Here is a 20,933-nt window from a genome sequence, read left to right as displayed (position 1 = left end):
CTGATTAACGAGTGGTTCTCAGATGGTCATGAAAGCTTCTCTCCAACTGCGTATCGGCACACAGCTGACCATGACGCCCCAGTTGCAACAGGCGATTGCGCTGTTGCAACTCTCGACGCTGGACCTTCGTCAAGAAATTCAGCAGGCCCTAGATGCCAATCCCATGCTGGAGCAGGAAGATGAATTTGATGAGCAGGCTGTCAGCGAGCCTAAAGAGGAAGAGTGGTCAGAAAGCATCCCCACTGAACTCTCGGTAGATAGCGACTGGTCAGATACCTATCAGGATATGGGTAGCCAGGGCGGCAGCAGCAGCGAAGGCCCCGACTTTGAGCGTCAGGCGGCCGGACAAAGCCTGCATGGGCACCTACTGTGGCAACTCGCCATGACCGACTTTAGCGCTCGCGAACAGCTTGTCGCAGAGAGCCTAATCGACGCGCTCGATGCGAACGGCTACTTAACCCAGCCGCTTAACGATATCCGTGAGGGCCTGCGCGCCCAGGGCGTTGACGGGCTTAGCCAGCGCGAAGTGGAAACCATTCTGCTCAAACTCCAGCAGTTTGAGCCGACCGGCATCTTTGCCCGCGACCTGCGTGAATGCCTGATGCTGCAGCTCGCCGCCCTGCCCGATGATACGCCGCTACTGGTTCCCGCCCGCCGCCTAGTGCGGCAGTTCCTTGAAGCGCTTGGCAAGGATGACATGCGTCTGCTAAAGCGCCGCCTGGGGCTCGATGACCAACAGCTGGCCGATGTCATCCTACTTATTCGCAGCCTCGACCCTCGCCCAGGCAGCGCCTACGGCGACACCGATGACAGCTATGTAACCCCCGACCTGGTCGTCCGCCACGATAACGAAGGCTGGCATTTAGAACTCAACCCAGAGGCCCTGCCACGGCTGCGTATTCAGCCCGACTACGCCAGCTTGATTAAGCGTGCGGACAAAAGCGATGACAACCAGTTTCTCAAAGAGCACCTCCAGGAAGCACGCTGGCTGATTAAGAGCCTCTCGAGCCGTAACGATACGCTGCTGCGCGTGGGGCGCGAAATCATCACCCGCCAGATTGGCTTTTTAGAGCACGGTGAAGAAGCCATGAAGCCGCTGATACTGGCCGATATTGCCGAAGCTGTGGAGATGCACGAATCGACGATTTCACGGGTCACGACGCAAAAATATATCCATACCCCCCGGGGCGTGTTCGAGCTCAAGTACTTTTTCTCAAGTCAGGTAAGCGGTCAAGATGGCGACAGTCACTCCAGCACCGCCATCCGCGCGCGACTCAAGAAATTGATTCAAGAGGAGCCACCCGGCAAGCCGCTCTCAGACAGCCGCTTGGTCACGCTATTAGGCGAAGGGGGGATTCAAGTGGCACGGCGTACGGTGGCTAAATATCGTGAGGCCATGGGCATTCCCTCCTCCAGTGAGCGGCGCCGTTTACGCTAGGTTATGTCGACGTTGCAGCGAATCTCTCGACAAGGGCTTTGCAACGCGGCAAAAAGGGTTACAATCGAAGTACAGTCCGATGGATAAGGAGCACGTCAATGCAAGTAAATATCACTGGTCATCACGTAGAACTGACTGACGCCTTGCGTGACTATGTCAACGAAAAGCTTGAGCGTGTAGAGCGCCATTACGACAATATAACCACGGTGCAAGTCACCTTATCAGTGGAGAAAGAGCGCCAGCAGGCCGCTTGTACGCTGCACGCCGCAGGTGCTGACTTACATGCGGAAGCCCTCGACAGTGATATGTACGCCGCTATCGACGCCCTAGCGGATAAAATCGACCGTCAACTCGTTAAACACAAGGAAAAAGCACAAGCTCGCGCCCAAGGCGCAGGTGTGCGTTAATTCAATGACGTTGGAAACCATACTCCCCCCGGAGCGCGTTCTGTTTGACGTACCCGGGGGCAGCAAAAAAAGGGTGCTGGAGTTTTACAGCACCTTTATCGCGCAAAATATCCCCAGCCTGGACAGCCAAGAAGTGTTTAGCCGTTTAATCGGCCGCGAGCGCTTAGGCAGTACCGGTATTGGTAACGGTGTGGCTATTCCTCATGCGCGTAGCCCCCACTGCAACGCTCCTATCGCTGGTTTTTTAAAACTCTCAGAAGCGATTGATTTTGACGCTATCGACGGTGACCCGGTAGATCTGGTGTTTGTCCTGCTGGTACCCGAAGAGGCAGATGACACGCACCTCTCTCTGCTCGGCCAAGTAGCGACCATCATGAATGATGCGGATACACGCCAGCAGCTGCGTAAAGCAGCCAGTCAGCGAGAGCTACTTGAGCTGATTACCGCCAAAATTCGTGAGCAATCCGCGTAAAGATCTTCAAACCTGTTTTAAGGTTCATTATGGCAGGTAATGTTTTGCTCACCACCCTCAACGCAGCTTGACCAAAGCAAAGAGAGACTCTATGCAACTGGTGATCATTAGCGGCCGCTCCGGGTCAGGCAAATCTATCGCTCTACAGGCGCTGGAAGATCTTGGCTATTATGCCATTGATAACCTCCCCGCTATGCTGCTGGGCTCGTTGGTGGACGAATTACGCGACCAGGGTGACCGTGCTCACTTGGCGGTCAGTATTGATGCCCGTAATTTGCCGGGAGCGCTGGAGCGCCTACCGTCTTTGTTAGAAGAGTTGCGCCAGCGTAAAATCGATTTTCAAGTTATTTACTTGACCACCGATGCCCGTATCCTGCTTGAGCGTTACTCCGCTACCCGGCGACGCCATCCGCTGACTCGGGATAGCGAGATGACCCTGGAAGAGGCGATCAACAAAGAAGAGGAGACGCTGGAGGATATTCGCGATCTCGCCGATCTATTGATCGATACATCACGCTTATCGGTACACGATTTGCGCCGTCGCATTACCGACCAGGTAGCGCACCAGCGCCGCGATAAGCTAACGCTGACCCTTGAGTCGTTTGGTTATAAACGCGGCGTTCCGTTAGACGCTGATTTGGTCTTCGACGTGCGCTGTCTGCCGAATCCTTACTGGGACCCAACGCTACGCCAGTTCACCGGCCGCGACGCTGAGATTGTGGCTTTTTTGAGCGGCTATCCCATTGTTGACGCCATGAGCGACGACATTCTGGCTTGGCTAGAGCGTTGGCTACCCGCTTACCAGAATAGCCAACGCAGCTACATGACTATCGCGATTGGCTGCACCGGTGGCCAACACCGCTCGGTCTATATGGTCGAGAAGCTGGCAGAAAGGCTGGCCACCAGCATGGGCGACGTTCAACTACGCCATCGTGAGCTGGGGCTGCACTACACCTTAAGCGATCAGCCGGCGGCTCCTCTCCTCAGCGCTACTCCAAACAACGAGCGAGAAGAGACTTCTTAAGCGCGCCTATCCATTAATGACACCACTCGGCGAAAAGGAACCAGGGTGCCAGAACGAATACTTACACTCACCAATCAACGCGGGCTACACGCGCGCGCAGCGACAAAACTGGTCAAATGCGGCCAACAATTCTCGGCTAAAATACGTGTTTACAAACAGCAACAGGTTGCCGACGCCGCCAACATTATGTCGCTGCTGATGCTCGCCGCCCCTTGCGGTACCGAGCTAACGATCAGCGCCGAAGGTGATGACGCCGAACAGGCACTTGAAGCGATTCAAGCGCTGTTCGACGCCCGTTTCGAGGAAGATCAGTAGCCGCACTTGGCTATTTGGACTTAGTCACCGGCGACCGTCATGGCATCGATTAACCAGCTACCCGTGTGAACACTGCCACGGGTATCGGTGTCATCGCCGATACCGACTAGCCCAGCAAACATCCGCTCTAGATTACCGGCAATGGTGAACTCTTCGACCGGGTACTGCACCTTACCGTTTTCGACCCAAAAGCCTGCGGCACCGCGAGAGTAGTCGCCAGTCACACCGTTAACACCTTGGCCCATCAGTTCAGTTACCCAAATCCCCCGCCCCATCTCCTGTAGCAGGCTTTCGCGTGATTGCAGCGGCGCCGCTAAACGCACATTACGTGCGCCACCGGCATTGCCCGTGGTCTGCATATCGAGACGACGAGCGCTATAAGAAGAGAGCATATAGCTGGCAATGCTGCCCTGATCGATAAAGCGATTATTGCGCGTTTGCACGCCCTCGCCATCAAACGGCGAGCTCGCCGTGGCACCGACCTCCATGGGACGCTCTTCTAAGCTAAACCAGTCGGGAAACAGCGGCGTGCCGAGTCGGTCGCACAAAAACGAGGCCTGCCGGTAGAGTGCTCCACCGGCCAAACCACTGAGAAGGTGGCCGATTAAGCCACTGGCCAGCGAGGGATCAAACAGTACCGGAAAAGTGCCCGTGGGCGGGCGTTTAGCGCCGAGCCTGCGTAGCGTTCGCGCGGCGGCCTCGCGGCCCACCTCGGCGGGGTCTCGCAGTGCCTTGGGGTCGCGGGCAGAAGTGTAGTCGTAGTCGCGCTGCATACCGGCCGCGTCTTGGGCAATCAGCATGCACGAAAGCGAGTGACTACTGCCCTTTTGGGTACCTAAAAAGCCGTGACTATTGGCGTAAACGCGTACCCCTTCGCCGCTGGAGAGTGACGCGCCATCCGACTGGGAAATGCCGTCAACGTCGCGTCCCGCCTGCTCACAGGCAAGCGCCAGCTCAATCGCCTCATCCGTTGTCAGGGCCCAGGGGTAGTGCACTTTTAGATCGGGCAACTCAGTAGCCATAAGGGAGGCATCGGCCAGCCCAGCGGCCGGGTCTTCGCCGGTATAGCGGGCAATCGCCAGGGCTTTCTCCACAGCGGCCTGAATTGAGGCGCTACTGGCGTCTGTGGATGAAGCACTGCCTTTACGCTGGCCCACGTAGAGCGTGACGGCAATGCCCTGGTCACGGGATAACTCAACCGTTTCTACTTCGCCCAGGCGTACGCTGACACCGATGCCCTGGTCTACGCTTGCGCCCACCTCGGCAGCATCTGCGCCCAAGCGCTTAGCCAGCGCGAGCGCCTCTTCGGCACGCGCGGTCAATAACGACTGCTGCGCGGATGCATTAAATGCCTGTGCCATATGGCCTCCTTTTTCAACCGAATGTCTCTCAAGCGAATGTCTTTCAAGAGCGTGTCTTTCAAGAGAGTCTCTTCGGCGAATCAATGTTGTACTCGCAGCTGGTATAATGCCGCCACGAATCTTGTCTGTGAGTCACACTATGCGTAAGCAACGTCCCGATACTGTCTCAAGTACTGTCTCAAATACTAATGAAGTAGAAGAGCAGGAAGAACGCCCTAGCAAGTCGCAACTCAAACGCGAAATGCATGCCTTACAGGCACTTGGGGAAACCTTGATCGCCATGCGACCGGCGGAACGCGCCCGTTTCCCCCTCTCTGACGATATGCTGCGCGCTATCGAGGAAACCTCGCGCATCCGTTCCCATGAAGGTCGCCGCCGCCATATGCAGTATGTCGGTAAGCTAATCCGTAAAGAGGATCTCACCGCCATTCAAGGCGTATTTGATTCCATCGATCAGGAACAGGAGCAGCGCGACCACGCGTTTCACCGACTGGAAAAATGGCGGGAACGCTTAATTGACGAGGGCGATCCTGCTGTCGACCTGTTTATGGCGGAGCACCCCGATGCCGACCGCCAGACCCTGCGTCAATTGATTCGCAACGCCCAGCGGGAACGCGAGCAGGGCAAACCGCCGACCAGCTCGCGCAAGCTATTCAAACACCTGCGCGAAACGCTGGCTCTTTAAAGGCGGCTCATTAAGACCGCCCTTCAAGACTGAGTACCGCCGACGGTCAGCTCATCCAATTTCAGGGTGGGCTGGCCGACACCCACCGGTACGCCCTGCCCCTCTTTACCACATACGCCAATACCGGTATCCAGCGCCATATCGTGGCCAATCATGGAGACCCGCTGCATCGCTTCTGGCCCGTTACCAATCAAGGTGGCCCCTTTTACCGGCGCCGTCACCTTACCATCTTCAATCAGGTAGGCTTCGCTGGCGGAGAACACGAATTTACCTGAGGTGATATCCACCTGACCGCCGCCAAAGCTGACCGCATAAATGCCGCGCTTAACGCTTTTGATAATATCGCTGGGCTCATCTTGTCCCGCAAGCATAACGGTATTGGTCATACGCGGCATCGGCAGGTGAGCAAAGGATTCGCGCCGCGCGTTGCCTGTGGGTGCCATACCCATTAAGCGAGCATTTAGCTTGTCCTGCATATAGCCGGTCAAAATGCCGTCTTCGATAAGCGGCGTGTATTGCCCCGGCGTGCCCTCGTCATCCACGCTCATGGAGCCACGGCAATCCGATAAAGTTGCATCATCGACAATGGTCACGCCTTTAGCGGCCACGCGCTTGCCCATCTGGCCCGCAAAGGCGGAGCTGCCCTTACGGTTGAAATCGCCTTCAAGGCCATGCCCCACTGCTTCGTGGAGCAAAATCCCCGGCCACCCAGACGCCAGCACTACGGGCATTTGCCCCGCTGGCGCATCGACGGCTTCCAGATTAACCAGCGCCTGACGCACCGCCTCTTTGGCGTACTGCTCGGCGACTTGATCATCGCGCAGCCTAGCCATGGAATAACGGCCACCACCGCCTGCGCTGCCGCGCTCACGGCGACCATTTTTCACCGCAATAACGCTGACATTAAAGCGTACCAGGGGGCGAATATCGGCAGCCAGAGTGCCGTCGCTGGCCCGCACCAGCACCACTTCATAAGTACCCGAAAGAGAAGCGCTCACTTGGCTAATGCTCGGATCCGCCGCGCGCGCCACACGGTCAGCCTGTTTGAGCATGGCCACTTTCTCTTCGGCGCTTAGCCCGGCTAGGGGATCAATCCCAGCGTAGCGCGACATAGCGGAAACGGGCTGAACCAACTGCCCAGGCAAACGTTGACCGCTACGCACAATACCTGCCGCGGTGCGGCCAGTGTCCATTAGCGCATCGGCGGTAATTTGGTTGGAGTAGGCAAAGCCGGTTTTTTCACCGGCCAGTGAGCGCACGCCGACACCGCCGTCAATATTGTAGCTGGCCTCTTTCACCTCACTATCTTCCAGCACCCAGCCCTCTTGCCAAGTACGCTGAAAATAGAGATCCGCGTAGTCAATGCCCGCGCCCAGGGCGTAGCCCAACCCCGTTTCCAGAGCCTCTAAATCGAGTCCTCCAGGGGTCAACAGAATGGCGGCAGCCGTATCTACATCACTTTTATATGCGGTCATTGGGGGCCTTCTAAAGTAACCTGCGGCGAGGTCCAAGGGCCTCGCACGCGATAATGGAGTGTCGTGGCACGATCTAAAGCGTCGCCAAACAGCTGGTCAGCAAGGAATAGCGCGCCGCCCACGATGGGTGCGCCAACGGCGATCGCCGCAATCGGTAAACTTTGCGACACTGGGAGTGTGACGCCAAGACGCTGGTCAAGTTCACGCGACACCAGGTCGACACTGCCGGTAAGCGTTAGGGTGGTGGCCGGGGCATCAATTTGCAATGGCCCGCGTAGCGTCAGCAACCCACCGGTAACGTCGGCGGTGCCCTGGACACGATCAAATGCCGTGCCCCGGCCGGTAACGTCGGAAAAATCCAGGCGTAGACGGCGTAAAATATTATCGAAATTGAGCAAGCCAATTAACCGCGCAGGTGCCGATTCCAGGGTGACAAAGCGGCCATCGCGAATGTCGGTACTGATAGTGCCATCCGAGCGGCTTAGCTCCAACTGCCAGGGTGCCCCCGGCCAATCAAGCGAGGCGGCCACATCAGTACTCCGGCTGCGCATGGCCACCGGCTGGTCAAGGCGCTCAAGGGCGGTGCCAATGTCTCCGCCCTGAATGGTAATGTCCGCCCGAGTATGGCTGGAAACAGCATCCCCTTCCCAATGTAGCTCGCCCCGCGCCGAGAGCTGCCCCAGGGTTAAACCAACGGGGGTAAGCGAAAAACGCTCACCGTCGGTTTTCCAGTAGGCCGTCAAGGGGCCAAAACGACGCGGCCCCATGGCAATTTCGGCTAAACGCAATCGCCCATTGGGCACATCGGCTAGCCAGTCAGGAATGGCCACCGGCGCCTGACGCTGCGTTTCGACCGACCCCATCCAGGAGTCTGGCATCGGTGCATCGCTGTCATGCTCAACATTGGCTAACGCCAGCAAGCGATCAAGCGCCAGCGCTTCAATGGCCATATCTAACGGTTGCGGAGATTGAGCATCGTAGTTTACACGCCCGGTGACCAGGTTACCGCTTAGGCCCAAATCGATCAGGCCTGCGTTGATGCCTCCGGAGGCGTTAAGAGAGCCTAAACACTCGCCTTGGTAAACCACGCAGGGGGTGGTTAACGAGACCGCCAGCGGCGTTTGAGTGCCTGCGCTTGACGCGCCGGGTGCCCCACCAGCCATCAGCGGTGCAATCGCCTGCTGCCACGCTAGCGGGTCAAGCCGTGGCACGGCAGCGTTAAGGCTAAACCCCGGTTGGGTGGGCCAGCCGGGCAGACGCTCCGCTTGGCTGCCTACATTTAGCGACCCGGCAAACTCGCCATTACGCTGCTGAATTCGGGCGGCGACGATATCGGCCAGCTGTGTCTCAAGCCGTTTGGCCTCTAAGTCAGCGGTCAAAGTCCAGGGCCAGGGCTGCTGTGGCGCTTTGGCAAACGGTTCGGGCAGGTGGCTAGTAACGCCGAGCAAGCGGCTTTCAAAGCGAAGGGTGGGCGTCGGCACTATGCTGACAAGGCCCTGCCACTCTATCGGCCCTTCTAAGGGCAGACGCCCTTGGCTACTGTCTAACCCGGCAAGCCCGAACAGCGCCGCGGTAGCGACACTCCCTTGCAGTTGTATGCCGTCGCTTTGAGTATCAATATCAGCGTTGACACTCCCCCCCAGCAACTGTCCTCTAGCCTCACCGACGAGCCCCGAACTCTCCCCATCTTGAAGCCAGGCGAGATCCCCCTCAACCGATTGAAGACGTAAGTCGAGCGGTTGATAAACCACTTCCGAGAAGCGCGGCTGAGCATTAATTTCCAGCTGCAGCGCCTCAGGGTTTGCCAACGGCAACGACAGCGCAATATCGCCGTTAACGTTCCCCGTCACGCGCAAATCACTTAGTTGGGAAAGGTCGATCTCAGGCATCGCCTGTAAAAATGATATCAGCGCTGGCCCATCCGAGGTTAACTGCCCCGAAAGGTTGAGCGTCTCATCCTCCATCACCACCTCGCCCTCTGAAGCCGTGACACCATGGCTCTGGGCGTTATCAATTTCAGCCTCTAACACCCTGTTTTGCCACTTCAGTCGCCCCTCGACATCGTCAAGGCGTGGCCAGCCTGGCGCGATCGGCAAGTGCCCTTGCGTCACCGCCAAGGCAAGCGTTGCGGTAAAGTCTTGGGCCGTCGCCCCTTCGCCTAACGGCTGGCTTAGCTGCAGCGAGCCTTCGCTGACGTAGCCACCCATATCATTAAGCAGCCATTCGCGCAGCTCATCGTCCATCACGCTGAGCGGCAACCACTGGGCAAGCGGACGCTCAAGAGCATCCACGTCGCTAAACGTTAGGTCCAAACCAAAATGACCACGCTGATTGCCGGTCACCAAACCGAAGCCACCCGCTATCTGGGCGCCGTCCCAGTCGACACTTAGCCGCTTGCCACTCACCATGGTATTGGGGCCGTCATATACCCACTCCACTTCCCCTTCAGCACGCCGAAGCTGCATGGGAGCGGCAAAAAACTCAGGAAAGTAGAGGGTGCTATCGCCGTTGCTGCTAAACAGCACGCGGCCACGGAAATCCCGCGCCTGCACCCAGGCATCCAGCGGGCCACCGCCCGGCGCCTGCTGCCACGGTGAAACCTCCACACCGGTTAGCGCCGCGTCCACTCCCCAGTGGCCATCCTGCTGCCCCACGTGTAACCCTTCGACTTGCCCGCGGGGGGCCAGGGTTTGCAATACCCGGGTGACGGATTCAGGGAGCAATACGTAGTCACGCCAAGCAGTCAGCGAGGCGAGTTCAAAGGCACTGGTGCGCACTTCCCACTGTCCTGGCTGGTGGGTAGCGTGCCAGTGGCGCGGCAAGGCTGGCCCCACGTTGCCGCCGGGGGGCTGGGCCCACTCCACACTGTCAGCATCACCGCTTAGCCACGCTTCACCGCCGTCGCCGTCGCGCTGCCATAAACCGTTGGCCTTGATGTCCCTTAACACCGCGTACTGAACCTGATGGCGTAGCGTCAACTGGGGAACATCGACAGCAATGCGAGACTCTTCAAGGCGTCCGGCGCTCCAGCGCCCCCAAAGCCGCGCACTGCCGCCGGCTTGCTCTAAATAAGCGGCATGATCCGGCCGGAACATATCCGCCAAAACGACTAACTGGTCAAGCTGAACATCCAGTTGCAACGCTGCCGAAAAATCGCTAAAGCCCCGTCGGCCGGGCTGCATTTCGACCTTTATTTCAACCGCGGGCAGATCCACTTCGCGCGCCTGCTGTAGCGATTCAGCGATATTGATAGCGCCTTCCAGCCGTGTCCGCCGCTCATCGCCGGTCAGCAGCAGTGTCTGCGCATGGAGCATCACGGTGTCTTGCTTGCCGTGCAGCACCACGCGGGTGTCATCCACCCAGAGACGTTGACGCAAAATCAAGCCTGCCCAATTATCAATCGTGGCCAGATCCACGTCGGGCTCCGCCGCCATCAATAGCGGTAACTCTGCGGGCTCAGGCCACCGCAAAGACGCCCCCGAGCCTTGATAAAGATGCAACTGGGTACCGCTGATGCGTGCGTCGCTAAAAATCGGCGCCATGTTGACAAGCGACGCCCAGGTATCCAAACGTAGCCCCGCATGCTCCAGGGAAAACAGCGCTTGGCCATCAGGGGTTTCCGCGTTTACGCCATCAAGGCGTAATAGAAGATCGCTCCGGGCGAGCGAAAGCGATAGCCGCTCAATGGTGACCGGCACGCCAATGCGCGCCTCAAGCAGCGCTTCAATACGGGGAGTTAAGGCATCGGATTGGCTAATCGCCAAGCGCAGCAGCAACAGCAGCACAGCCGTGCTGCCCAGTAGCCAGGCTGCGATCAGCAAACTCCAACGCACCAGCGAACGCATTAGCATGGTTACATCAGCACAATATCGTACTGCTCTTGGGAGTAGTGCTGTTCAACCTGAAAGCGGATGGTTTTATTGATAAACGTCTCCAGGTCGGCCACTGCGGCTGACTCTTCATCCAATAAACGATCAACGACAGGCTGCGATGCAAGCACCATGTAAGTTTCAGCGCTATAGGCGCGCTCTTCGCGCAGTATCTCACGAAAGATTTCGTAGCAGACGGTTTCTGGCGTTTTAAGCGTGCCGCGCCCACTGCAGGTGGGGCACGCTTCACACATCGTTTGCTCTAGGCTCTCCCGGGTGCGTTTCCGGGTAAGCTGAACAAGGCCAAGCTCGGTAACGCCGGTACACTTGGTTTTGGCATGATCACGCTCTAAGGCTTTTTCCAATACCCGCAACACCTGACGCTGATGCTCAACATCGACCATATCGATAAAGTCGATAATGATAATGCCGCCCAGATTGCGCAACCGAAGCTGGCGGGCAATGGCCGTGGCCGCTTCAAGGTTGGTTTTGAAAATGGTCTCTTCAAGGTTGCGGTGACCGACATAACCCCCGGTATTGACATCAATGGTGGTCATTGCCTCGGTGGGGTCAATCACCAGATAGCCACCGGATTTCAGCTGTACCTTGCGCCCCAAGGCTTTTTGGATCTCATCTTCGACGCTGTAGAGATCAAAGATGGGCCGCTCGCCGGGGTAGTATTCAATCCGCTCCACCGCGTCGGGCATAAACTCTTCGGCAAACTCCACCAGCTTGACGAAGTTTTCCCGCGAATCGATGCGCACTTTTTCGATATCGTCGCGCATTACGTCGCGCAGGGTGCGCATAAATAGCGGCAAATCATCGTAAATCACGCTTTGCGGCGTCGCGGTTACTTTACGCTCGCTGACCTTACGCCACAGCCGCAGCAGAAAGTGCATATCGCCTTGTAGCTCTTCGTCACCCACGCCTTCCGCGGCCGTGCGAACAATAAAGCCCCCCGTCACTTCCAGCGTCTGCTCCACCACGCTGCTGTCTAGCAGGGCTTTTAACCGTTCGCGTTCGCGCTCATCCTCAATACGCTGCGAAACGCCATGATGCGGCGAATCGGGCATATAGACCAGATAGCGAGAAGGGATCGACAGATGCGTGGTTAAGCGTGCCCCTTTGCTACCGATAGGGTCTTTGGTCGCTTGTACCACTAACGCCTGGCCCTCATGGAGTAACTGGCCGATGGTCTGCTGCTCATCGAGCGGTGTGCCGGGTGGCATCACTTCGTGGGCGTGAATAAACGCCGCCCGATCTAAGCCAATATCAACAAAAGCAGCCTGCATGCCAGGCAGTACACGAACCACTTTGCCTTTGTAGATATTGCCCACGATGCCACGCCGACGGGAACGCTCGATCAGTGCCTCTTGCAAAACGCCATTTTCAACCAGCGCGACGCGGGTTTCCATTGGCGTTAAATTGATGAGAACTTCACCGCTCATGCAAAATTCCTTGTTGGTTGACGTATTCCTTGCCAGCGATACAGGTGCTCAATACCTTCAACCCAAAGGTGTCAGACACGCTGCCAGATAGGAACTCCCTGTCGGCATAGCAAGTGCGTCGTCTCAAACAGCGGTAGCCCTACCACTGCCGAGTGACTGCCTTGAATCTGTTTTACAAATATGGACGCTAATCCCTGTATGGCGTAGCCACCGGCCTTATCAGCAGGTTCACCGGTACGCCAGTAGGCAGCGATTTCATCGGCGCTTATCTCACGCATCGTCACCTGGGTGGTCACGCAGCAAGAGAGCATTCCTGCAGGTCCACTCACTGCCACGGCGGTAAGCACCTGATGACACCGCCCCGAAAGCAGCTCCAGCATTTCAGCGCCCTGTCCAGCATTCGCCGGTTTACCTAGAATACGCCCATCGACCACCACCGCGGTATCTGAACCTAGCGTAGGTAGGTCAGTTAATGGCGCCGCCGCCTCAGCTTTAGCTATCGCTAAGCGCTGTACATAGGCTTGAGCCGACTCGCCGACCAGCGGCGTCTCATCGATATCGCAGGGATTAACCGTGACCGGCACCCCAATAGAGGCCAGCAAGGCCCGACGGCGTGGAGAGGCAGACGCTAAGCACAAAACAGGTGCCGTCATGAAGCCGCCAACCGGCGTTCTAGCGCCTGGAACATCGTCGCCAGCCACGGCCATAGCAACGCACTGATCAAAGCGGGAATCAAAAACGCTAAATGGATCGAAAAATCACCCACGATAGTGCGCAGCCACTGGGCGACTAGCTGCATCAAGCCCAACAGCACCAGCACCAGTGCCGACTGCTGTACCAACGAATAGGCCCGAAAACGGGGGTAGACCAGAGCACACAGAAACGCCAACAGCGCATAGATAAGCGCATGCTGCCCCAACACGGTGCCTTCAATTAAATCCATCAGAATGCCCAGCACAAAGCCATGGAAAACACCGACTCTGTCGGGAGCACGCATACACCAGTAGATGAGCATCAGCCCCAGCCACTCGGGGCGATATACCTGCCAGCCATCGGCCAGCGGCATGACTTGCAAGCAGAGGGCTAGGATCAGGCTAAGCCAAATAACCACTAATGGAACAATCGGTGCTCGCGGCATCAGGGCACCTCTGGAGGTGATGCATTTTGTGCGGGAAGCGCTTCGTCAGGACTGGCTAGCTGAAGAGAGGAGCGCAATGCCTCTGCCGAGATATCCAGCGTATCATCCCAGGCATTCTCTTCCACGTCTTCTCGCACAGGAGGAAAAAGCAACAAGAAGTGACGTGAACGCTGCAACTGCGCCATGGGTTCGGCCGTAACCCGCGCAAATGGCTGGCCTGGATCGTGATACACCTCAGTAACGCGCGCTACGGGGTAACCCGGAGGAAAGCGCCCGGCCAAGCCCGATGTAGTCAACAAATCACCTTCACGAATATCCGCCGTATCAGGCACGTGCATCACATTAACGCTACTGTAACGCCCCGCCCCTTGGACAATAAAGCGCAGCCCATTGCGGTTTAACTGAACCGGCAAGGCGTGACTGGCATCGGCCAATAGCAGCACGCGGCTGGAGTAGGCAGAGACTGCGGTAATTTGCCCCACCAACCCAGAAGCATCGATGACAGGCTGACCTACATAAGCGCCGTGACGATGGCCGCGATTAACCACCATCTGATGACTAAAGGGATCATTATCCAACGACAGCAGCTCAGCCGTGATATAGGGAATATCACGCCGCTTCGCCGCTTTCAGCAAATCGCGCAGCTCGCTGTTTTCCGCCGTCAGGTTGGCCATCCGCTGACCACGATGGGAAAGGGTGAGAATCTGCTCACGCAGGCGGCGATTTTCATCCACCAGCGCCTGTTGATCAGAGAGCGCAAGCGACCCCCAGTTCAACAGGTCGCTAGGCACACTAACGACCCATTGAATAGGAGCAACGACCATCGACATCTGCGCACGTACTTGCTCCATACGCGTGAAGTTCTGGTCGACAAACATCAATGCACTGGCAGCCAGGACACAAAAAAACAGCCGGTAGCCCGGCAGTGGCCCGTGCGAAAACAGCGGTTTAATAGGCAATCCCCCCGCAATTAACCGCTGCGATTAGTCGCTCGACAGCAACTCAAAGGTGTGCTGATCAATCATTTCCAGCGCTTTACCACCGCCGCGAGCAACGCAGGTCAACGGGTCTTCGGCAACGATCACCGGCAGCCCTGTCTCTTCAGCGATCAGCTTGTCCAGGTCGCGCAACAGCGCACCACCGCCCGTTAACACCAAGCCTCGCTCGGCGATATCAGACGCCAATTCAGGCGGTGACTGCTCAAGGGCGCTCTTAATCGCAGCCACGATAGAACCCAGGGTTTCTTGCAACGCTTCCAGGGTTTCGTGGGAGTTAAGCGTAAAGCTACGTGGGATGCCTTCGGCCAGATTGCGCCCGCGCACGTCAATTTCGCGCAGTTCGCCACCGGGGTAGGCGCAGCCAATCTCTTCTTTAATGCGCTCAGCCGTTGCTTCACCAATCAGGCTGCCGTAGTGACGACGCACGTAGGCGGTAATGGCCTCATCAAAGCGGTCACCACCCACCCGAATAGATTCGGAGTAGACGACACCGTTAAGTGAAATAATCGCGATCTCGGTGGTACCACCACCGATATCCACCACCATCGACCCCTGTGCTTCATCAACAGGAAGGCCTGCGCCAATCGCTGCCGCCATGGGTTCTTCAATCAAGAACACCTCACGGGCACCGGCACCTTCTGCTGACTCACGAATCGCCCGACGCTCTACTTGCGTGGACATGCAAGGAACGCACACCAGCACACGCGGGCTGGGGGTCAAGAAGGTGCTTTGGTGAACTTTGCGAATAAAATGCTGGAGCATCTGTTCGGTGACGGTGAAGTCGGCAATAACGCCATCTTTCATCGGCCGAATCGCAGTAATATTGCCGGGCGTGCGCCCCAGCATTCGCTTGGCATCAGTACCGACTGCCGCGACGCTGCGCATATTGCCAGACTGGCGGATAGCAACCACGGACGGCTCATCGAGCACGATACCGCGACCGCGTACATAAATCAGTGTGTTGGCCGTACCCAAGTCGATCGATAGATCGCTGGAAAACAGCCCCCTCAAACGTTTAAACATGGATGTTGTTACCTAGTGCAGACCGGGAACCCTGTGCGGATGCAAACGGTATCACCGCAACCCCCTGGCAGCAAGCACGAGTCGCGCCTAACACTGCCCGTTAAGGCCAAGATGTGGTACCTTTTGCGGCTATTTTCCACGTCTGCGACACAAGACGTTTTTTTGATATCGGTATGTATACCGCTTAAAGCGGATTATGTTCCATCACATTTACGAGGAAAACTCGATCATGGCGCTTGAAGAATCTCATGTGCGCCGGGCCGCTCACTTGGCCCGACTCGCCGTCAGCGATGACCAAGCCAGCGGCTTTGTAGACGACCTAAGCCGGATTCTGGACATGGTCGACCAGCTACAAAGCCTGGATACTGAAGGCGTGACGCCGCTCGCTCACCCGCTCGATGCGACCCAGCGACTGCGCGCCGATGAAGTAACGGAATCTAACCAGCGCGATACCTTTCAGCGCTGTGCTCCGGCAGTGGAAAATGGCCTGTATCTGGTGCCCCGCGTCGTTGAATAAACTCAGTGAACAAACACGCTGAGTAACGGCACACGAGCATTGGCAGCCACCACTATTGCCACTTTTTTTCTCCCCTGAACGGAGCTTCTGGGTCATGCATGAGAAAACCTTAACGCAACTCGCTGCCGCCTTGAAAAGCGGCGAGTTTTCCAGCCGCGAGCTGACCGCTCACTATTTACAGCGCATTGACAAGGCTGACGGCAAGCTGAACAGTTTTATCAGCGTGACCGCTGAGCAGGCGCTGAAACAGGCTGAAGTCGCCGACAACGCCAGAGCGGCGGGCAAAGCCGGGCCACTGGCGGGCATTCCTCTGGCGCTGAAAGATATTTTTTGCACTCAGGGTGTAAAAACCAGCTGCGGCTCGAAAATGCTGGATAATTTTATCGCTCCCTATAACGCCACCGTGGTTGAAAAGCTCAACGCAGCGGGCACGATCAGCCTGGGTAAAACCAATATGGATGAGTTCGCCATGGGCTCCTCCAACGAAAACAGCTACTACGGCCCGGTTAAGAACCCCTGGGATCTTCAAGCAGTGCCTGGCGGCAGCTCAGGCGGCAGCGCGGCCGCAGTCGCGGCGGGCTTGGTGCCCGCCGCCATGGGCACCGACACCGGCGGCTCTATTCGCCAACCGGCGGCGTTTTGTGGCATTACCGGCCTAAAGCCCACCTATGGCCGCGTCTCGCGCTTTGGCATCATTGCCTACGCCTCAAGCCTTGATCAGGCTGGCCCAATGGCGCGCAGCGCTGAAGATTGCGCCCACCTGCTAGGGGTGATTGCTGGCCATGACGGCCGCGACTCCACCAGCGTTTCCCGCGGTGTCCCCGACTACGTGGAAAGCCTTAACGCTCCCCTTTCGGGTCTCAAAATTGGCCTGCCCAAAGAGTATTTTGGCGATGGTTTAGACCCCGAGGTCGAAAAAGCCGTCCGTGAGGCGGTAAAAGTTTACGAATCCCTAGGCGCCACGGTGCGCGAAGTCAGCCTGCCGCATACTCACTATGCGATTCCGGCCTACTACGTGATTGCCCCCGCGGAAGCCTCTTCCAACCTGTCCCGTTACGACGGTGTACGATTTGGTCACCGCTGTGACAATCCCAGCGATTTGATCGACCTCTACACACGCTCCCGTGCAGAGGGGTTTGGCGAAGAGGTCAAGCGACGCATTCTCATCGGCACCCACACGCTCTCTGAAGGCTTCTTTGACGCCTACTATACCAAAGCCCAGCAGGTGCGCCGTTTGATCCGTCAGGACTTCCTGGACGCCTTTGAAGACGTCGATGTACTGATGGGCCCCGCCTCGCCTACGCCAGCCTTTGATCTGGGCGCCAAAAAAGACCCAGTGTCGATGTATCTGCAGGATATCTACACCATCGCGGTGAACCTGGCGGGTATTCCTGGCATCAGCGTACCGGCTGGTTTTGTTGGCAATCGCCCGGTAGGCCTACAAATTCTGGGCACCCACTTTGCCGAAGCGCAGTTGCTTAACGTCGCCCACCAGTTTCAGCAAGCGACCGACTGGCACTTACAACGTCCTGCCTTTGCCGAGGAGTACGCCTAATGCAATGGGAAACCGTGATTGGGCTTGAAGTCCACGTTCAGCTCGCAACACGTTCAAAAATATTCTCCGGCGCCTCGACGGCGTTTGGCGCTGAGCCCAACACCCAGGCCTGCGCGGTGGATTTAGGGCTACCCGGCGTGCTGCCGGTGCTTAACGAGCAGGCCGTGGCCATGGCCGTTCAGTTTGGCCTGGCGGTGCATGCGGATATTGCTGAAGTGTCGGTGTTTGACCGTAAAAACTACTTCTACCCCGACCTGCCCAAGGGCTATCAAACCAGCCAGATGTACCACCCCATCGTCGGCCCTGGCGACGTTGAGATTACCCTGGAAGATGGCAGCTCCAAGCATATCCGCATTCACCATGCCCACCTTGAAGAGGATGCCGGCAAGTCATTGCACGAAGATTTTCACGGCATGACCGGTATCGACTTAAACCGGGCGGGCACGCCGCTGCTGGAAATCGTCTCCGAGCCGGATATGCGCAACGCCAAAGAGGCCGCGGCGTATCTCAAGGCGATTCACTCCATCGTCACTTATTTGGGCATTTCCGACGGCAATATGGCGGAAGGCTCAATGCGTTGCGACGTTAACGTTTCGGTACGCCCCAAAGGTCAGGAAGCCTTTGGCACCCGGGCTGAGATTAAAAACGTTAACTCCTTCCGCTTTGTCGAGCGTGCCATTGCCTTTGAGGTGGAGCGCCAGATTGAGCTGATCGAAGATGGCGGCACGGTGGTTCAGGAAACGCGCCTGTTCGACCCAGACCGCGATGAAACCCGCAGTATGCGCACCAAGGAGGAGGCCAACGACTACCGTTACTTCCCCTGTCCTGACCTGCTGCCGGTGGTGCTGGATCAGGCCTACCTGGATCACCTGCGTGGCCAGTTGCCCGAACTGCCTGCGGATAAGCGCGAGCGCTTCCAGAACGCGCTGGGGCTGTCTGCTTATGACGCCAACGTCATCTCCGCCAGCCGCGATATGGCCGAATTTTTTGAAGCCGTACATAGCGAGTGTGGCGATGCCAAGCAAGCAGCCAACTGGGTTCAGGGTGAGCTTTCCGGGGCACTTAACCGAGAAAACCTAAGCATTGCCAATAGCCCGATTTCTGCCCGCCAGCTAGGCGAGCTGATCAGCCGCGTATTGGATGACACCATTAACGGCAAAGCCGCAAAAGAGGTCTTCCAGGCATTGTGGAATGGCCAGGGTGAAAGCGCTGATGAGGTGATTGACGCCAAAGGCCTCAAGCAGGTAACCGACACCGGCGCTATCGAGGCAATGATCGATCAAGTGATTGCCGATAGCCCCGCCCAGGTCGCCCAATACCGCGACTCGGAACCGGAAAAACGTGGCAAAATGATTGGTTACTTTGTTGGTCAGGTGATGAAGGCGTCTCGTGGCACCGCCAACCCACAGCAGGTGAACGGCTTGTTAAAAGAGAAGCTCGACGCGTTGTTGTAACAGGGAGACGATCCGAACAACTCTTCGCGGGGGCGCTGTGAACCCCTCCCTGGGCGCTACTTTCGCCATCCCTGGCGAAAGACCCCCGCTACGAGCTGATTCGGATCTGAAAGCTTGCAAATACTAGCGGCTGCATTGGCAGCCGCTTTTTTTGGCATTTAAGGTTCTTAAAGTTGGCTGGGCTGGGTAAAGCGCTTCAACTGTGCACACCCCGCCGCCCATACGTCAGCCTCAAGCTCGGCGATAGCGGCGGTAGGGAAGCCAACTCCCTGGGCTGGGCTACCCTCGACTAATAATCCGGCCAACTCTCCCACCAGCGGCATATGGCTGACCAGCATAATTGGCGCGCCCTCAGGCTGCTCAAGTAGCCAGTCGCTTACTGCACCAGGGGAATCATCCGGGGTAATAAAATCAAGCGTCTCAAGTGATGTTTTCAGCGCGTCACAGAGCGTTTGCGCGGTCTGCTGCGCGCGGGCATAGGGGCTGGCATAAACCCTCGGCATTGGCAACTCACCCGAAGCAATACGCTCGGCCAGCCAGCGCGCCATTTTTTCGGCTTCCAGCTCGCCGTGAGGCGTCAACCGGCGCGCCTGGTCGGGATACCCCGGCGCGGCCTCGCCGTGGCGCATCATTAGCATATCAGGCATGCCAGCCTCCATTTTCTCTATGCGCCTGCTGCACCGCTTCACGGGGCAGAATAAACTCTACATCACTGCTCTGCTCACCCATCATTAAGGTACGCGCCATATCCTGGGCAGGTACGCCGTCAAACAGCACGTGATTAAGGCCCTCAGCAAGCGGCATGTAAACGCCCATTTCACTCGCTTTAGCGCATACCAGCTTAACGGTATTCACCCCTTCTGCGACTTGACCAAGCGCATCAACCGCTTCTTCCAGCGTGCGGCCTTCCCCCATGGCGTAGCCGACCCGGTAATTGCGCGACAGGTTAGACGAGCAGGTAACAATCAAATCCCCCACCCCCGCTAGACCTAAAAAGGTCATCGGGTTAGCCCCCTGGGCGACGGCAAAGCGGCTCATTTCCGCTAAAGCGCGGGTCATCAGCATGCTGCGGGTGTTTTCCCCCATGCCCAGCGCTGCCGCCATACCGGCAGCAATGGCATAAATATTCTTCAGCGCACCGCCCAGCTCAACGCCGTGGCGGTCATCGCTGGCGTAAACGCGGAAATAGCGGCAGCCCAATGCCTGCTGAACCCGAGTGCGGGTTAACGGATCTGCACTGGCAATCACCGTGGCGGTTAGCTGTTTATCGGCGATTTCAGAGGCCAGATTGGGGCCAGCAATCACGCCAATATGGCTAAAGCCCGTCTCCTGCTCAAGCACTTGGCTCATCAGCAGAAACCCATCCTGCTCAATTCCCTTAGTCGTACTGACCAGGATCTGCTCGGGCCTCAGCCATGCTTTCGCCGCTTGCACGACGCTGCGAAAAGCCTTGGAGGGAATCGCGATTAGCACTAGCTCGGCGTCAGCCAGCACAGCTTGAAGATCGGTTGAGGCTTCTACAGCCGAATTCATAGCGTAATGCGGCAGATAACGCCCGTTACGGTGCTCTTGGTTGATTTGCGTGACCAACGTTTCATCACGCATCCACTGGCGAACCCGGGCGCCGTTGTCGGCGGCAATACTCGCCAGCGCCGTACCAAAACTACCGCCCCCCAGCACCGCTACGTTGATTTGCTGCTCAGCCATCATAATAGTGTCCTAAGAAGTCTTGCAGAACGTAAACCCTACTCTAT

19 protein-coding genes are annotated in these 20,933 nt (G+C 57.4%); 9 read left to right on the top strand and 10 right to left on the bottom strand.

Annotated elements, in window-relative coordinates:
* Positions 1–22: 22 nt before the first annotated feature.
* From ACT3UM_RS07775 to ACT3UM_RS07755, 5 genes are all read left to right on the top strand, one after another.
* Positions 23–1,438, top strand: a complete 1,416-nt coding sequence (locus tag ACT3UM_RS07775; RefSeq protein WP_498897615.1) for an RNA polymerase factor sigma-54 — start codon at positions 23–25, stop codon at positions 1,436–1,438.
* Between the two features lie 98 nt (positions 1,439–1,536).
* Entirely contained in the window at positions 1,537–1,845 is a 309-nt protein-coding gene (hpf, locus tag ACT3UM_RS07770; protein ID WP_007114683.1) for a ribosome hibernation-promoting factor, HPF/YfiA family, read from the top strand.
* A gap of 4 nt (positions 1,846–1,849) precedes the next feature.
* The gene (locus tag ACT3UM_RS07765; RefSeq protein ID WP_498897613.1) at positions 1,850–2,317 is read left to right on the top strand and encodes a PTS sugar transporter subunit IIA; all 468 of its coding nucleotides are present in this window, start codon (positions 1,850–1,852) and stop codon (positions 2,315–2,317) included.
* Between the two features lie 91 nt (positions 2,318–2,408).
* A complete protein-coding gene (gene rapZ / locus ACT3UM_RS07760; protein ID WP_498897611.1) occupies positions 2,409–3,341 on the top strand; it encodes an RNase adapter RapZ in 933 nt (310 codons plus the stop codon).
* 45 nt (positions 3,342–3,386) lie between these two features.
* Positions 3,387–3,656, top strand: a complete 270-nt coding sequence (locus ACT3UM_RS07755; protein ID WP_035578341.1) for an HPr family phosphocarrier protein — start codon at positions 3,387–3,389, stop codon at positions 3,654–3,656.
* A 20-nt stretch (positions 3,657–3,676) separates the two neighbouring features.
* Here ACT3UM_RS07755 and pmbA read toward each other — a convergent pair whose 3' ends face one another.
* Positions 3,677–5,017: a metalloprotease PmbA gene (gene pmbA, locus ACT3UM_RS07750; protein WP_498897609.1), complete on the bottom strand. Its 1,341-nt coding sequence runs from the start codon at positions 5,015–5,017 to the stop codon at positions 3,677–3,679.
* Positions 5,018–5,156: 139 nt separating this feature from the next.
* On the opposite strand from pmbA, the gene yjgA reads away from it, so the two are divergent.
* Entirely contained in the window at positions 5,157–5,702 is a 546-nt protein-coding gene (gene yjgA, locus ACT3UM_RS07745) for a ribosome biogenesis factor YjgA (RefSeq protein ID WP_498897606.1), read from the top strand.
* A 23-nt stretch (positions 5,703–5,725) separates the two neighbouring features.
* Here yjgA and tldD read toward each other — a convergent pair whose 3' ends face one another.
* From tldD to ACT3UM_RS07710, 7 genes are all read right to left on the bottom strand, one after another.
* Positions 5,726–7,177 carry a metalloprotease TldD gene (gene tldD, locus ACT3UM_RS07740; RefSeq protein ID WP_498897605.1) on the bottom strand — a complete coding sequence of 484 codons (1,452 nt, stop codon included), beginning with the start codon at positions 7,175–7,177 and terminating at the stop codon, positions 5,726–5,728.
* Positions 7,174–11,028 carry a YhdP family phospholipid transporter gene (locus tag ACT3UM_RS07735; RefSeq protein ID WP_498897603.1) on the bottom strand — a complete coding sequence of 1,285 codons (3,855 nt, stop codon included), beginning with the start codon at positions 11,026–11,028 and terminating at the stop codon, positions 7,174–7,176. The genes tldD and ACT3UM_RS07735 overlap by 4 nt, the downstream gene beginning before the upstream one ends.
* Positions 11,029–11,030: 2 nt before the next feature.
* Entirely contained in the window at positions 11,031–12,494 is a 1,464-nt protein-coding gene (gene rng, locus ACT3UM_RS07730) for a ribonuclease G (RefSeq protein ID WP_498897601.1), read from the bottom strand.
* 71 nt (positions 12,495–12,565) lie between these two features.
* Positions 12,566–13,147, bottom strand: coding sequence for a Maf family protein (locus ACT3UM_RS07725; RefSeq protein ID WP_498897599.1), 582 nt, complete (start codon positions 13,145–13,147; stop codon positions 12,566–12,568).
* Complete coding sequence (mreD, locus tag ACT3UM_RS07720; RefSeq protein WP_498897597.1) at positions 13,144–13,632, bottom strand: rod shape-determining protein MreD; 489 nt, start codon at positions 13,630–13,632, stop codon at positions 13,144–13,146. Before mreD ends, ACT3UM_RS07725 begins: the two co-directional genes overlap by 4 nt.
* The gene (gene mreC, locus ACT3UM_RS07715; RefSeq protein WP_498897595.1) at positions 13,632–14,591 is read right to left on the bottom strand and encodes a rod shape-determining protein MreC; all 960 of its coding nucleotides are present in this window, start codon (positions 14,589–14,591) and stop codon (positions 13,632–13,634) included. The genes mreD and mreC overlap by 1 nt, the downstream gene beginning before the upstream one ends.
* Positions 14,592–14,615: 24 nt before the next feature.
* On the bottom strand, positions 14,616–15,653 hold the full coding sequence (locus ACT3UM_RS07710; RefSeq protein WP_007114671.1) for a rod shape-determining protein: 1,038 nt from the start codon (positions 15,651–15,653) through the stop codon (positions 14,616–14,618).
* Between the two features lie 229 nt (positions 15,654–15,882).
* On the opposite strand from ACT3UM_RS07710, the gene gatC reads away from it, so the two are divergent.
* The 3 genes from gatC to gatB all read left to right on the top strand — a co-directional run bounded on the left by gatC (position 15,883) and on the right by gatB (position 19,179).
* The gene (gene gatC, locus ACT3UM_RS07705) at positions 15,883–16,170 is read left to right on the top strand and encodes an Asp-tRNA(Asn)/Glu-tRNA(Gln) amidotransferase subunit GatC (RefSeq protein WP_498897593.1); all 288 of its coding nucleotides are present in this window, start codon (positions 15,883–15,885) and stop codon (positions 16,168–16,170) included.
* 94 nt (positions 16,171–16,264) lie between these two features.
* On the top strand, positions 16,265–17,725 hold the full coding sequence (gene gatA, locus ACT3UM_RS07700; protein WP_498897591.1) for an Asp-tRNA(Asn)/Glu-tRNA(Gln) amidotransferase subunit GatA: 1,461 nt from the start codon (positions 16,265–16,267) through the stop codon (positions 17,723–17,725).
* Positions 17,725–19,179 (top strand): Asp-tRNA(Asn)/Glu-tRNA(Gln) amidotransferase subunit GatB, encoded by a 1,455-nt coding sequence (gene gatB, locus ACT3UM_RS07695; RefSeq protein ID WP_498897589.1) that lies wholly within the window; start codon positions 17,725–17,727, stop codon positions 19,177–19,179. The genes gatA and gatB overlap by 1 nt, the downstream gene beginning before the upstream one ends.
* A gap of 167 nt (positions 19,180–19,346) precedes the next feature.
* On the opposite strand, the gene sixA is transcribed toward gatB, so the two are convergent.
* Together sixA and ACT3UM_RS07685 are read right to left on the bottom strand one after the other, a co-directional pair.
* The gene (sixA, locus tag ACT3UM_RS07690; protein ID WP_498897587.1) at positions 19,347–19,826 is read right to left on the bottom strand and encodes a phosphohistidine phosphatase SixA; all 480 of its coding nucleotides are present in this window, start codon (positions 19,824–19,826) and stop codon (positions 19,347–19,349) included.
* Positions 19,819–20,886: an NAD(P)H-dependent glycerol-3-phosphate dehydrogenase gene (locus tag ACT3UM_RS07685; protein WP_498897664.1), complete on the bottom strand. Its 1,068-nt coding sequence runs from the start codon at positions 20,884–20,886 to the stop codon at positions 19,819–19,821. The genes sixA and ACT3UM_RS07685 overlap by 8 nt, the downstream gene beginning before the upstream one ends.
* Between the last annotated feature and the right edge of the window lie 47 nt (positions 20,887–20,933).

It is taken from the genome of Halomonas sp. AOP13-D3-9 (assembly GCF_052379125.1).
GTDB lineage: Bacteria > Pseudomonadota > Gammaproteobacteria > Pseudomonadales > Halomonadaceae > Vreelandella.
Note: the sequence above shows the minus strand (reverse complement) of the source record. Positions and strands in the feature narration are given on the sequence as shown.